Annotated in this window: 14 protein-coding genes; 2 read left to right on the top strand and 12 right to left on the bottom strand. The window is 60.9% G+C overall.

The genetic code is table 11. The features are described 5' to 3' along the window. Positions 1-4: 4 nt before the first annotated feature. The 12 genes from fabZ to rpsB all read right to left on the bottom strand — a co-directional run bounded on the left by fabZ (position 5) and on the right by rpsB (position 12,004). On the bottom strand, positions 5-490 hold the full coding sequence (gene fabZ, locus GTP45_RS09230; RefSeq protein WP_161013589.1) for a 3-hydroxyacyl-ACP dehydratase FabZ: 486 nt from the start codon (positions 488-490) through the stop codon (positions 5-7). After that, a complete protein-coding gene (gene lpxD / locus GTP45_RS09225; RefSeq protein ID WP_161013588.1) occupies positions 487-1,542 on the bottom strand; it encodes a UDP-3-O-(3-hydroxymyristoyl)glucosamine N-acyltransferase in 1,056 nt (351 codons plus the stop codon). The genes fabZ and lpxD overlap by 4 nt, the downstream gene beginning before the upstream one ends. 15 nt (positions 1,543-1,557) lie before the next feature. Then, complete coding sequence (locus GTP45_RS09220; RefSeq protein ID WP_161013587.1) at positions 1,558-2,061, bottom strand: OmpH/Skp family outer membrane protein; 504 nt, start codon at positions 2,059-2,061, stop codon at positions 1,558-1,560. Between the two features lie 58 nt (positions 2,062-2,119). Continuing rightward, positions 2,120-4,456 (bottom strand): outer membrane protein assembly factor BamA, encoded by a 2,337-nt coding sequence (gene bamA, locus GTP45_RS09215; RefSeq protein WP_161013586.1) that lies wholly within the window; start codon positions 4,454-4,456, stop codon positions 2,120-2,122. Between the two features lie 30 nt (positions 4,457-4,486). Then, positions 4,487-5,842 carry an RIP metalloprotease RseP gene (rseP, locus tag GTP45_RS09210; protein ID WP_161013585.1) on the bottom strand — a complete coding sequence of 452 codons (1,356 nt, stop codon included), beginning with the start codon at positions 5,840-5,842 and terminating at the stop codon, positions 4,487-4,489. Continuing rightward, positions 5,839-7,032: a 1-deoxy-D-xylulose-5-phosphate reductoisomerase gene (ispC, locus tag GTP45_RS09205; protein ID WP_161013584.1), complete on the bottom strand. Its 1,194-nt coding sequence runs from the start codon at positions 7,030-7,032 to the stop codon at positions 5,839-5,841. The genes rseP and ispC overlap by 4 nt, the downstream gene beginning before the upstream one ends. Before the next feature lie 10 nt (positions 7,033-7,042). Next, positions 7,043-7,894, bottom strand: a complete 852-nt coding sequence (locus GTP45_RS09200) for a phosphatidate cytidylyltransferase (protein WP_161013583.1) — start codon at positions 7,892-7,894, stop codon at positions 7,043-7,045. Beyond that, positions 7,894-8,646: a polyprenyl diphosphate synthase gene (uppS, locus tag GTP45_RS09195; RefSeq protein ID WP_161013582.1), complete on the bottom strand. Its 753-nt coding sequence runs from the start codon at positions 8,644-8,646 to the stop codon at positions 7,894-7,896. Before uppS ends, GTP45_RS09200 begins: the two co-directional genes overlap by 1 nt. Positions 8,647-8,801: 155 nt before the next feature. Next, positions 8,802-9,362, bottom strand: a complete 561-nt coding sequence (gene frr / locus GTP45_RS09190; protein WP_161013581.1) for a ribosome recycling factor — start codon at positions 9,360-9,362, stop codon at positions 8,802-8,804. Positions 9,363-9,387: 25 nt separating this feature from the next. After that, positions 9,388-10,104, bottom strand: coding sequence for a UMP kinase (gene pyrH, locus GTP45_RS09185; protein ID WP_161013580.1), 717 nt, complete (start codon positions 10,102-10,104; stop codon positions 9,388-9,390). A 123-nt stretch (positions 10,105-10,227) separates the two neighbouring features. Then, positions 10,228-11,145 carry a translation elongation factor Ts gene (gene tsf, locus GTP45_RS09180; RefSeq protein ID WP_161013579.1) on the bottom strand — a complete coding sequence of 306 codons (918 nt, stop codon included), beginning with the start codon at positions 11,143-11,145 and terminating at the stop codon, positions 10,228-10,230. Between the two features lie 106 nt (positions 11,146-11,251). Continuing rightward, positions 11,252-12,004 carry a 30S ribosomal protein S2 gene (rpsB, locus tag GTP45_RS09175; RefSeq protein ID WP_161013578.1) on the bottom strand — a complete coding sequence of 251 codons (753 nt, stop codon included), beginning with the start codon at positions 12,002-12,004 and terminating at the stop codon, positions 11,252-11,254. 372 nt (positions 12,005-12,376) lie between these two features. On the opposite strand from rpsB, the gene GTP45_RS09170 reads away from it, so the two are divergent. Further along, a complete protein-coding gene (locus GTP45_RS09170) occupies positions 12,377-13,189 on the top strand; it encodes an MHFG family PEP-CTERM protein (protein ID WP_161013577.1) in 813 nt (270 codons plus the stop codon). A gap of 135 nt (positions 13,190-13,324) precedes the next feature. Next, a complete protein-coding gene (gene map, locus GTP45_RS09165) occupies positions 13,325-14,143 on the top strand; it encodes a type I methionyl aminopeptidase (protein WP_161013576.1) in 819 nt (272 codons plus the stop codon). Positions 14,144-14,154: the final 11 nt, after the last annotated feature.

Raw genomic sequence — 14,154 nt, 5'->3', positions numbered from 1 at the left:
ATGATTAACCTGCTGGTTGCGATGCGTCGGTAGCGCTGCGGATGGTGCACATCAGTTCTGCTTCCACCGCAACTTGGCCGTCGACCGTGCCGACTGCCTTGTATTTCCAGATGCCGCGCGCGTTGCGCAGGATCTCAACGTCCATGCGCAGCTGGTCGCCAGGGCCCACCGGGCGCTTGAAGCGCGCGCCGTCGATGCCGACGAAGTACACCACCGAGTTCTCATCCGGCTTCAGGTTCATGGTCTTGAACGACAGCAGGGCCGCAGTTTGCGCCATCGCTTCGATCATCAGCACGCCCGGCATCACTGGCTTGTGCGGGAAGTGGCCGTTGAAGAATTCTTCATTCACGGTCACGTTCTTGATGGCGGTGATGGTCTTGCCCTCTTCGTACGAGATCACGCGGTCAACCAGCAGCAGCGGATAGCGGTGCGGCAGGTAGGACTTGATCTCGCAGATGTCCATGGTTTTGGAGGTTTCGGTAGTGGTCATGATTCGTCTTCTTCTGATTTCGTCTTAATGATTTTTTCGAGCGCGCGGATTTTATCGCGCATAGCCGACAAGTTGCGCACAATGACAGCTGATTTCTCCCAGTCGGCGTTCTTGGCCAACGGGTAGAAGCCGGTGTATTGGCCCGGTTCCAGGATCGAGCGCGATACCATGCTGCCCGAACCCACGTGCACCTTGTCGACGATGGTCAAGTGGCCCAGCACCATGGCCGCGCCGCCGAAGGTGCAGTACTTGCCGATTTTGGCGCTGCCGGCCACGCCGACGCAGCCTGCCATCGCCGTGTGCGCGCCGATATGGCAGTTATGGCCGATCTGGATCTGGTTATCCAGCTTCACGCCGTCTTCAATAATCGTATCGGCCAGGGCGCCGCGGTCGATGGTGGTGTTGGCGCCGATATCGACATCGTCGCCGATCATCACGCGGCCGGTCTGCGGAATCTTGATGTAGACGCCGCCCTCGTTGGCAAAGCCAAAGCCGTCGGTGCCGATCACCGCGCCCGAGTGGATGATGCCGCGCTTGCCGATCTGGCAGTAAGCGTGGAAGGTCACGTTGGCGAACAGCTGCGTCTCCGCGCCGATCACCGCCTCGCGGCCGATAAAGCAACCGGCGCCGATCACCGCGCCGTCTTCAATCACTGCGCCGTCCTCGATCACCACGCGCGGGCCGATGTGCGCCGAAGCTGCGACTTGCGCAGTCTCCGCCACCACCGCCGTGGCATGCACGCCGGCCGCCGGCACGATGGCCGTCAGCGACGCGAAGTACTGCGCCGCACGGGCGAAGTACACATAGGGATTCGGAACGACGATGCGCGCGCCGCTGTAGCCGGCCGCGATAAAAGCGTCATCGGCGGCCGACACAATCAGTGCCGCCGCCTTGCTCTGCGCCGCTTGCGCGCGCAGCTTGCTATTGCTGAGAAAGCTGATGTGCGAAACGCCGGCATCAGTCAGGGGCGCGATCCCGGTTACTTCCAGGTTCGCATCGCCTACCAACTGTCCGCCCAAGCGTTCGACCAATGCTCCTAGTCGAGTGCCCATCGGGTAATCCTGTCTTTATTTGTCTTTATCGAGCGCCGCCAGCACCTTGTCGGTGATGTCGATGCGGTTGCTGGCCCAGACGGCGTCCTGCAGCACGATATCAAAACCTTCAACGGTAGCCAGCTGCTTGATGATCTTGGTGGCCTTTTCCGAGATCGCCTGGCGCTCTTCGTTGGTGCGCTGGCTGACGTCTTCGCGGAACTCGCGCTGGCGGCGCTGGTATTCCTTGTCCAGCTCAAACACATCGCGCTGGCGCTTGACGCGGTCTGCCTCGCTCAGCGTCGGCGCATCCTTGTCCAGTTTTTCCGAGGCCGACTTCAAGCGCAAGCCCATATCGTTCATGGCTTTTTCGCGCGCCTTGAATTCTTCCTTCAGCTTTTCCTCGGCTAGCTTGGCCAGCTTGGACTCATTGTAGATGCGCTCAGGGCTGATCCACGCGATGCGCGAAGCCGAGGTCTGAGCCTGCACCGGCGCCAATGAACACCAGCCCAGTGCAAGCGCGGCGAGATATTTGGTCATGGTAGCGGATGCAGTCTTCAACTTATTTCTCCGAGGTAAAAATTGATACTTTCAAGCATTAGAAGCCGGAGCCCATCTGGAACTGGAAGCGTTCCAGGCGGTCGCCCGTCTTGGCGTTCAGGGGCTTAGCATAACTCAGTTTCAGTGGGCCCACCGGCGAAATCCAGCTGATACCCAGACCGGACGAGAAGCGCAGCTCGGAAGCACGCATCTTCTGGCCTTCCTGGTACACCTGGCCGCCATCGATAAAGCCGAACCAGCGCAAGCTGCGGTCTTGGCCCGAGCCTGGGAACGGCAGCTGCAATTCAGCGTTACCGATCAGGCGCGAGGCGCCACCCAGCGCATCGCCGTAGCTGTAATCAACCGCGCCCAGCGTCGAGCTCAGATAGCCGCGCACCGAGCCGATACCGCCGGCGTAGAAGTTCTTAAACACCGGGTAGCTGCTGTTGCCAAGGCCATGGCCGTAGTCGAACTCGCCCTTCAGTGCCAGCGTGACCTTCTGGTAAATCGGCTTGTACCACTGGTGCTCGTACACCGCGCGGTAGTATTTCTGCTGGCCGACCACGTCGATCTCAAGGTTGGCGCGCTGGTAGCGGCCCACGGTCGGCGTCAGCGCCGAGTCGCGGCTATCGCGCGCCCACGCCACGGTCAGCGGCACGGCGTTGGTGGAGGCGGTGCCAACACCGGTGGTGGTGCCGTTGATGCTGTTCACGTACTCCTGGAAGCGGATCGGCGAGGTGGCGTCGGTGGTGATCTTCGAGCGTTCGAGACCGATACCGAAGAACACCGTATCGACTTCCGAGAACGGCACGCCATAGCTGATACGGCCGCCCTGCTGTTTAATGGTGTAGTAGCCGATGTTGGCTGCCGGCGGCTTCTGCGTGCGCAGATACAGCTCGTAGCCGCGCGAGACGCCGTCGTCGGTGTAGTAAGGGTCGGTCTGCGAGAACGAAATCGTGCGGCTGTACTTGGAGGTGTTCAGCTCCAGGCCCACGGTGGTGCCAGAACCGGCAAAGTTAGCCTGCTGGATCGCCGCCTGGAACGAGAACTTCTCCGACTGCGAGAACGCGCCGCCGATCTGGAAGTTACCGGTCGGCTTCTCGGTCACGGTCAGGTTGACGTCCACCTGGTCGGAAGTGCCTTGCGCTTCCGGCGTGTCGATGGTCACGTCCTTGAAGTAGCCCAGACGGTCAACGCGGTCGCGCGACAGCTTGATCTTGTTGGCGTCGTACCAGCTCGATTCGAACTGGCGGAATTCGCGGCGGATCACTTCATCGCGGGTGGTGGTGTTACCGGCGATGTTCATGTGGCGCACGTAAGCGCGCTTGCCCGGATCGATGAAGAAGGTGAAGGCCACTTCGCGCTTGTCGCGGTCGATGTCCGGGTTGGCGTTGACGTTGGCGAAGGCATAGCCGAAGGTGCCCAGGCGATCCGAGATCAGCTTGTTGGTAAGGGTCAGGCGTTCGCCCGAGTAGGTCTCGCCTTTTTTCAGCAGCACCAGTTCGCGCAGCTCTTCTTCGCGGCCGAAGGTCTCGCCTTCGAACTTGATGCCGGATACGGTGTACTTCTCACCCTCGGTGATGTTGATGGTGATGTAGATGTCCTTCTTGTCGGGCGTGATCGACACTTGGGTCGAATCGATATTCATCTCGATGTAGCCGCGATTCAGGTAGTAGGACTTGAGCGACTCGATATCGCCAGTCAGCTTGGTCTTGGAATACTGGTTAGCCTTGGTGTACCACGAGAACCAGCCGCCGGTATTCAGCGCCAGCTGGTCTTTCAGCTCTTTGTCGCTGAAGATCTTGTTGCCGACGATGTTGATCTCTTTGATCTTGGCGATTTCGCCCTCGTCCACCGCGAAGGTGATGGTCACGCGGTTACGCTCGATCGGCGTGACAGTGGTGACGACCTTCACGCCATACAGGCCGCGCGACAGGTACTGGCGTTTCAGTTCTTGCTCGGCGCGGTCGACCGACGCCTTATCGAAAATCTTGGTTTCGCCGACGCCGATGTCTTTCAGCGCTTTGATCAGCGTGTCTTTTTCAAATTCCTTGGTGCCGGTGAAGTCCACCTTGGAGATAGCCGGACGTTCCTCCACCAGCACCACCAGCACCTGGCCGTCTTTTTCCAGCTTCACGTCTTTGAAGAAGCCGGTGGCATACAGCGCCTTGATGGCGGTAACGGATTTATCGTCGTTGAAGGTTTCGCCTACACGCACCGGCAGATAGCTGAAGACCGTACCGGCTTCCGTACGCTGGATCCCTTCGACGCGGATATCTTTGATGACGAAAGGATCGATCGCCATGGCGCTACCGCTGCACAGGGCCAGGACAGCGGCGCCGATCAGGCTACGGCGCAAAGAAGTTGAAGTAATACGGTCAGAATATAATTTCATCGGGTCTAATGGCTAAATCAACGAGAACTGCTACAACAACCGGGCCACGTCGTTAAAGACCGCCAGCAGCATCAGGGTCAGTAATAAACCCATGCCCAAACGCTGCGCTATCTCTCCGACGCGCTCCGGTACAGAACGCCCAGTTAAAACTTCCAGCGAATAATACAGCAAATGCCCGCCATCCAGAACGGGAATCGGCAGCAAATTCATAACACCTAAACTAATGCTGATGAAGGCAATGAAGCTCAAATAGCTTGCCACGCCCATCCGCGCGGTCTGCCCTGCGTAATCGGCAATCGTAATCGGGCCGGTGACGTTCTTTAGCGAAGCTTCGCCGGTGATCATTTTGCCGATCATTTTCAGCGTCATCGTACAAGTATCCCAGACCTTGCTAACCGCTTTACCGAGTGCCGCCCCGGGCGACGAAGGCACGTTGATCATATCGGGCAGCAGCGCGACGTAAGCGCCGATCTTACCGACTGTTACAGTTCCTTTGCTGGTTTTTGCTTGTTCCGCCTGCGGCGCCATGCTGAGCGTGAGCGGCCGGCCGGCGCGCTGCAAGTCCACTTGCACGGTCTTGCCGGCCGAGGCGCGAATGATGTCGATGAAAGCGATGCCGTCGGCGACCGGCGTGCCATCTACCGCGATCAGCAGGTCGCCCTCACGCAGGCCGGCGCGTTCGGCTGGGCTGCCCGGCATCACTTGCTGCACCACCGGCGCTGGGCGAGAGATGCCGACGCCCAATTGGGCCGGCACGTCGCCTTCCAGATCAAGGCCGGCCAATGCATCGGCCGGCAAGGTGGCGGCCACGCGGCCCTGCCCTGCGCGTTCGACGGCGAGGCGCAGCTCGTGTTTGTCGATGGCGGACTGGATGAACTGCCAGCGCAGTTCCGACCATACCTGCACCGGCTGGTCGTTGATGGCGGTGATCACGTCGCCGCTTTGCAGGCCCGCTTGCGCGGCCTTGCTGTTGGCGGTGACGCTGATTTTGCTGCTCGGCTCTTCAATGCCGTGCATGAACAGGCCGGCGAACAGCACGATGGCGATCAGGAAGTTGGCGGCCGGGCCGGCAGCCACGATGGCGATGCGCTTCCAGACGTTCTGGCGCGTGAACTCGCGCTTCAAGTCCGCTTCCGGGAGGCCGGCAAGCTCGCCTTCGCGCGCGTCCAGCATTTTGACGTAGCCGCCGAGCGGCAACGCCGAGATGGCCCACTCAGTTTGATCCGGGCCGAAACGGCGCGACCACACCACCTTGCCCATGCCGACCGAGAAGCGCAGCACCTTCACGCCGCACCAGCGCGCCACCAGGTAGTGCCCCAATTCGTGGAAGACGATCAGGGAGCCGAGGCAGACGACAAACGCCAGCGCGGTTTGCAGGAAGTTCATTTTGTCAGGCTGGCGATGTAGGTTTCAGCAGCGGCGCGGGCGGCGGCGTCTTGCGCCATCACCGCTTCGATGCTGTGGGTGTCGCCGTGCGGCAGCGCGTCCACCACATGGGCGATCACGCGGTCGATCTGGCGGAAGCCGATTTTCAAATCGAGGAAGGCTTGCACCGCCACTTCGTTGGCCGCATTCAGCAAGGCAGGCGCGGTGCCGCCCGCGCGCAGGGCATCGAACGCCAGCGCCAGGCACGGGAAGCGGTTGAAGTCCGGCTTCTCGAATTGCAGGGTGGCGACCTGGGTCAAGTCCAGCTGCGCTACGCCGGAGGTGATGCGCTCCGGGTAGGCCAAGGCGTGAGCGATAGGCGTACGCATGTCTGGATTACCCAGCTGCGCCAGTACCGAGCCGTCGACGTAGGACACCATCGAGTGGATCACCGACTGCGGGTGGATCACCACTTCGATCTGGTCGGCCGGTGCGCCGAACAGCCAGTGCGCCTCGATCACTTCCAGGCCCTTGTTCATCATGGTGGCCGAATCGACCGAGATCTTACGGCCCATCGACCAATTCGGGTGCTTGCAAGCCTGTTCCGGCGTCACCGCGTCCAGCGTGGCGACGTCGCGCGTCAGGAATGGGCCGCCCGATGCGGTCAGCAGAATCTTGGCGACACCAGCGGCGGCGTCGCGCACGGCCGGCACGCGGCCGCCGAATTGCGGCATCGATTGGAAGATGGCGTTATGTTCGCTGTCGATAGGCAGCAGCACCGCACCAGATTCCTGCACCGCGTCCATGAACAGCTGGCCGGACATCACCAGCGCCTCCTTGTTCGCCAACAGGACTTTCTTGCCGGCGCGCGCTGCGGCCAGCGTCGGCGCCAGGCCGGCCGCGCCAACGATGGCGGCCATTACGCTATCGACTTCCGGCGCGCTGGCGATGCTGCACAGGGCTTGCTCGCCCCACTCTACTTGGGTCTTCACGCCGGCGGCGCGCAGCAGCGCGGCCAGGCGGTCGGCAGCGGCGGCAGTGCCGACCACCGCGCGCGCAGGCTTGAACTGCACGCACTGCGCAGCCAGTTCGTCAACGCGGCTATGCGCCGACAGCGCGTAGACGGAATAGCGATCCGGGTGTCGCGCCACCACGTCCAGCGTGGAGACACCGATCGATCCGGTTGCGCCTAAAACGGTAATACGTTGCATGATGATTCTTTCAGATCCAGGACGTGACCAGCGCCGCCATCGGCAGCACCGGGATCAGCGCGTCCACGCGGTCGAGCACACCGCCGTGGCCGGGCAGCAGGTTGCTGCTGTCCTTGAAGCCGATGCGGCGCTTGAGCGCGGATTCAAACAGATCGCCGATGACGGAGAACATCACGATCACCAGCAGGATCAACAGGGTCAGGCCCCAGCCGAAGCGGGCGTGCAGCTTGTACGAGAAGGTGTCCTGCAGCCATGGCGCGGCGCCCGTGTCGCCAGCACCAGCCAGCAGCACCGAGACCGAGGCGATCACCAACACGGCAATCGCGCCGCCAATCGCGCCTTCCCGCGACTTGCCCGGCGAGATGGTCGGCGCCAGCTTGCGCTTGCCGAAGGCCTTGCCGGAGAAGTAGGCGCCGATATCGGCAATCCACACCAGCACCATCACCGACAGCAGATACAGCGGCGAATGCAGGTACAGGCCGACAATCGCAAAGAAGGCCGCAAACACGGCAAAGGTAAACGTAATCGCCAGCGACCAGTTAGCCGCGCCGCCCAGTTGCGGCAGGCCGAGGCCCAAGGTGGGCGCATAGCGGATGATCCACAGCAGCGCGGCCACGCCGTACAGCGCGTTGACCGAACCCGGCTTGGCCGAGTACATCAGCGCCACGAACAGCGCGCCGCCGACAAAGCCGGCCACGCGGGCCTTGCTCTCACCGATGCCGAACAGGCGCGCGCCCTCCCACACGGCGGCGCCGACAAACAGCGTCACCACCAGGGCAAACGCGGGAAAATAGTTGAAGAACAGGACTGGCAGCAGCACCGCCAGCAAGACCACAGCGGTAATAATCCTCGTTTTCAGCATCAGTTTGTCTTTTCAGCCAGTTGCGCGCCGGTGCGGCCGAAACGCCGCTCGCGGTGCTGGTAGGAGGCGATCGCCTCGTCGAGACACTCGGCGGAAAAGTCCGGCCAGTAGGTGTCGGTGAAGAACAGTTCGGTATACGCGAGCTGCCATAACAGGAAGTTGGAAATGCGCTGCTCGCCGCCGGTGCGGATGAACAGGTCGGGCTCGGGCGCGTAGGCCATGGCCAGGTGCGGCGCCAATTGCTCTTCGGTGAAGCCGGTTGCGCCCGGATGGGCTTTGACCATCTCGCCGACGGCCTGCATGATGTCCCAGCGGCCGCCGTAGTTGAAGCACACGGTCAGGGTCATGCGGGTATTGGCGGCGGTTTTGCGCTCGGCGGCGGCGATCATGCCTTGCAGCTTCTCGTCGGCGCGGCTCAGGTCGCCCACTACGCGCAGGCGGATGTTATTGCTGTGCAGCTTGGAGACTTCGCGTTCGAGCGCGGTCACGAACAAGCGCATCAGGAGGGACACTTCCTCTTCCGGGCGGCGCCAGTTTTCCGAACTGAAGGCGAACAGGGTCAGGTACTCAACGCCGCGGCGGGCGCAGGATTCGACCACGGTGCGCACGGCATCCACGCCCTTGGCGTGGCCGGCTACGCGCGGCAGGAAGCGCTTGGTGGCCCAGCGGCCGTTGCCGTCCATGATGATGGCCACGTGGCGTGGCACGGCAGGTGCGTCTGGAACCTCGGTAGTCGAACTCGTATATTTCATGAAAACGTTGGTGCCAAAGTATAAAGTATTGCAGGTGTTGGCCGAAAAGACAAGACGCCAGCCCAACCCGGCAACCGGCCTGCGGCGGGGTCTGACCCCGTACGGGGTCAGACCCCTAGGACGAGGTGCTGGATCAGTCGCTGGCGTCTATGGGTTTACACCGTCAGAACTTCTTTTTCTTTCTCAGCCAGCATCTTGTCGATATCGACGATGGCTTTATCGGTCAGTTTCTGGATGTCGTCGGTGCCGCGGCGCTCGTCGTCTTCCGAGATGGCCTTGTCTTTGACCAGCTTTTTCAAGCCCTCGTTGGCGTCGCGACGGATGTTGCGCACGGCAACTTTCGAATCTTCGCCTTCGCTCTTGACCAGCTTAACCATTTCCTTGCGGCGCTCTTCGGTCAGCGGCGGGGTCGGCACGCGGATCATGTCGCCCTGGGCCGACGGGTTCAAGCCCAGGTCGGCGTCGCGGATGGCCTTCTCGATGGTAGCAGCCATTTTCTTTTCGAACGGCTGCACGCCAATGGTGCGGGCGTCCACCAGGGTCAGGTTGGCGACCTGGTTCAGCGCGGTTGGATTACCGTAGTACTCAACCATCACGGAATCCAGAATACCTACGTGGGCGCGGCCGGTACGAACCTTGGCCAGATTACCGCGCAGGGTTTCCAGCGATTTGGCCATGCGGTCTTGCGCATTCTTTTTAACGTCAGCTACGGACATTGCTGCTCTCCTGTTATCTTGAAAATTAAACGTGAACCAGTGTACCCTCATCCTCACCCATGATCACGCGCATCAGCGCGCCTGGCTTGGTGATGGAGAACACTTTGATCGGCAGTTTCTGGTCGCGGCACAGCGCAAACGCGGTGGCGTCCATGACCTGCAGGTGCTTGGCGATCGCTTCGTCGAAGCTGATCGAGCTGTACAGCGTGGCGTTCGGATCTTTCTTTGGATCGGCGGTGTAGACGCCGTCGACCTTGGTGGCCTTCAGCACGATTTCCGCGCTCACTTCCGAGCCGCGCAGCGCCGCTGCGGTATCGGTGGTGAAGAACGGGTTGCCGGTACCGGCCGCGAACACCACGACCTTGCCTTCTTCCAGATATTGCAGCGCTTTCGGGCGCACATACGGCTCGACCACCTGCTCGATGCCGATGGCCGACATCACGCGCGCGGTAATGCCGACGTGACGCATCGCGTCAGCCAGTGCCAGCGCGTTCATCACGGTGGCCAGCATGCCCATGTAGTCGGCAGTTGCGCGGTCCATGCCTTGTGCGCCGGGCGCTACGCCCCGGAAGATGTTGCCGCCGCCAATGACGATCGCCAGTTCCACGCCCAGTTTCGCGACCTCGGCCACATCGGCCACCGTCCGTTCGATCGTGGCGCGGTTGATGCCGTAAGGATCATCGCCCATCAGGGCTTCGCCGGACAATTTGAGGAGGACGCGCTTATAGGCTGGTTTGGACATGAGACGGGGCTCCTAAATAATGGGGTTGTTCAGGGTAAGTCTGCCGGCGCCTATCATACCTCGCCCGGCGCCGGGCACTGCTGCGGGCTTAAAAAAACGGGCCTTCCGGCCCGTTTTCTTTTATTACGCTCCTTTGGAAGCGGCCATCTGAGCGGCCACTTCTGCTGCGAAGTCGTCTACTTTCTTCTCGATGCCCTCGCCTACCACGTACATGGTGAAGGCTTTAACGGTGGTCGATTTTTCTTTCAGCATCTGCTCGATCGATTGCTTGTCGTTTTTCACGAAAGCCTGGTTCAGCAGCGATACTTCTTTCAGGTACTTCTGTACCGAGCCTTCCAGACGCTTGGCGACGATGTCGGCAGGCTGTACTGGTTTGCCAGCGGCCACAGCAGCTGCTGCATCTTCGTCCGCTTTCAGCTGGGCTACCGAACGCTCTTTTTCGATCAGTTCTGCAGGAACCTGGTCAGCCGACAGCGATACTGGCTTCATTGCAGCGATGTGCATCGCTACGTCTTTACCCACTTGCTCGTCCGCGCCGTCGAATTCAACGATCACGCCGATACGGGCGCCGTGCAGGTACGATGCCAGCTTGGCGGTGGTTTCGAAACGCTGGAAGCGGCGGATCGACATGTTTTCGCCGATTTTACCGATCAGTGCCGAACGCACTTCGTCCAGGGTTTTGCCTTCGTCGCCGGCTGGCAGGGCCAGCAGGGCAGCTACGTCGGCTGGGTTCTTTTCCGCAACCAGGCGCGCGGCGGTGTTCGCCAGGGCCAGGAAGTCGTCGTTTTTCGCAACGAAGTCGGTTTCCGAGTTCACTTCAACCAGCGCGCCTACGCCGCCGGCGATGAAGGTAGCCACTACGCCTTCAGCGGTGATGCGGCTTGCTGCTTTACCAGCCTTGCCACCCAGCTTGACGCGCAGGATCTCTTCCGCACGACCCATATCGCCTTCGGCTTCGGTCAGTGCTTTTTTGCATTCCATCATAGGCGCGTCAGTTTTCGCGCGCAGTTCGCCTACCATTGCTGCAGTAATCGCTGCCATGTGTTTCTCCTGTATTCGGTATTCAGTATTCGGTGGGGGTGCTTATGTCAAAAAAAAGGGGGAGCTGTTGGCCACCCCTTTTTTTCTTACAGCCTGTCAGGAACGATTAAGCCTGTTCGCTAACTTCGACGAATTCGTCGCCGGCTGCGGCTTTCACCAGCTCAACAACTTCAGCGCCTGCGGCCGAACGGCCTTCCAGGATCGCATCTGCCACGCCACGGGCGTACAGAGTGATGGCTTTCGACGAGTCGTCGTTGCCTGGAATGACGTACTGCACGCCTTCTGGCGAGTGGTTGGTATCGACCACGCCGATCACTGGGATACCCAGTTTAGCGGCTTCGGTGATGGCGCCCTTGTGGTAGCCAACGTCAACGACGAAGATTGCGTCAGGAACGCCGCCCATGTCTTTGATGCCGCCGATCGATTTTTGCAGCTTGACGATTTCGCGTTGGAACATCAGCGCTTCTTTTTTCGACAGCTTCTCAACCGAACCGTCTTCCAGAGCGGCTTCCATGTCTTTCAGGCGCTTGATCGAGGTCTTGATGGTCTTGAAGTTGGTCAGCATGCCGCCCAGCCAACGCTGGTCAACATAAGGAACGCCTGCGCGCTGGGCTTCAGCAGCGATGATATCGCGTGCTTGACGCTTGGTGCCAACCATCAGGATGGTGCCACGGCTAGCGGCAACCTGTTTCACGTGCTTCATCGCTTCTTGATACATACCCATCGTCTTTTCCAAGTTGATGATATGGATCTTGTTGCGGTGACCGAAGATGAACGGCGCCATCTTTGGGTTCCAGAAACGGGTTTGGTGGCCGAAGTGGACACCGGCTTCCAGCATTTCGCGCATAGTTACGGACATAATTTACTCCAGGGTTAGTTCTGGAATCCGATCAGTCACCTAGCAGGCACCCTTGTCGACCGGATTCGCGTGTTTAAATTAACGGAATTTACAACATTGCCCGGATCAAATCCAAGCAACCCGAGATTCTACCTCGAAAACAGGCGCTTGGGCAAGCATTTCCCCTATGAGGCGGACGCCCCGGGCCGGTGCAAGCAACTTGATAGTGTTGCAAATTATCGCACTGCAATGGTGCGAGGCATTAAATATTTCCTATGGCGATGACTATTGATGCAGAAAATGTAATATGATTCTGCACAAACATAGTTTCATTTAATTAATTATTCGCCGCGCCCAACCCATGCGATAGCGTTTTAGCCTGAGAGATTCCCCATGCCCTTATTGCTAGCTGTCACACTTGCCGCCGCCACCAGCGTCCAACCCGCTTGCTCGTGGGATAATCCCGGCCACAACCCGTACACCGGCACCGCTGCCGCCGCCATCGACCGCTACACCGATATCCCGGAAGCCGTGCGCAGCACCCTCAAGCGCCGCCTGCAAGAACATCTGTCGGATGACAAAGTCAGCATCACCCGCGACAACATCGCCGGCAAATACCAGTACGACCCGGTGATCCGCGACATGCACTTCGGCAAACAGTCAGTCTGCGCCAGCGTGACTCGCGACAAGTGGAGCGAAAACCGCGCCGAGCCGGCAGCGGTCTACTGCGTCGAGCAGCACTGCATCCTGGTGCCGCGCATTTGCGGCAACGTCAGCCGCATCAACCGCACTGCCGCCGCCGCCGCAGCCACTGCCGCCGCCCCGGCGCCGGCCGGCAAGCAAGGGCGCGATATGGAGGGGCCGGTGGAATTTGCCGACCTCGGCCTGGCCGATGCACCGCAGCGCGACGACCCGGCACTGGACGAACTCAAGCACCCTGATCGCCAGAGCGGCAACCAGCGCACCCTCGACCAGCTGGCGCAAATCTCGGAGCTGATGACCGAGGAAGAACTGGCCGAAGCGGCCGACAAAGTGCGCGTCGGCTCGTTCGGCACGCGCGGCCTGAACGGCTTCGGCCCGGCCGACGAAGAACTGCTGCCGCCGCAGGTGTCGGCCGTGCCGGAAGCCGATACCTGGGCCATGCTGCTGGCCGGCCTCGGCCTGGTCGGCTGGGCGGCGCGCCGCCGCGCCAAAGCGGGCAAATAAGCCCCCGCCGAGACTGCCGCACGACACCCCCGCCGTCGTTTATAATTTCGACATATTGCACGCCGCGCGCTACCGCCTCCGGGCCGGTGGCGCGCCGGGCGTGTTCACCGTTTACTTTGCAGATTGCGATCCAATATGTCTATTTCCATTAAAACCGCCGAAGATATCGAAGGCATGCGCATTGCGGGCCGCCTCGGCTCCGAGGTGCTGGACTACATCACCCCCTTCGTCAAACCCGGCGTCACCACCGGCGAACTGGATCGCCTGTGCCACGAATACATGGTCAACGTCCAGGGCACCATCCCGGCGCCGCTGAACTACTGCCCGCCGGGCTACACGCCCTACCCTAAAGCCATCTGCACCTCGGTCAACGACGTGATCTGCCACGGCATTCCCGGCGACAAAGTGCTGAAAAACGGCGACGTGGTCAACCTCGACATCACCGTCATCAAGGACGGCTACCACGGCGACAACAGCCGCATGTTCTTCATCGGCGAGCCGTCGATCATGGCCAAGCGCCTGTCCGACGTCACCTACGAGTGCATGTGGCTGGGCATCCAGCAAGTGAAGCCGGGCGCCACGCTGGGCGACATCGGCCACGCCATCCAGCAGCACGCCGAGAAAGCCGGCTACAGCGTGGTGCGCGAGTTCTGCGGCCACGGCATCGGCAAGGTGTTCCACGAAGAGCCGCAAGTGCTGCACTACGGCCGCCCAGGCACCGGCATCAAGCTGGAAGCAGGCATGATCTTCACCATCGAGCCGATGATCAACGCCGGCCGCCGCGAAATCCGCGAAATGGGCGACGGCTGGACGATCAAGACCAAGGATCGCAGCCTGTCGGCGCAGTGGGAACACATGATCCTGGTGACCGACACCGGCTACGAAGTGCTGACGCTGTCGGCCGGCAGCCCGCCGCCGCCGGCGTTCATCACCGGCGCCGCTAAAGCAGCCTAAGCCCGTGAACG

This window comes from Duganella rivi, from assembly GCF_009857435.1.
Lineage (GTDB): Bacteria > Pseudomonadota > Gammaproteobacteria > Burkholderiales > Burkholderiaceae_D > Rugamonas > Rugamonas rivi.
Note: the sequence above shows the minus strand (reverse complement) of the source record. Positions and strands in the feature narration are given on the sequence as shown.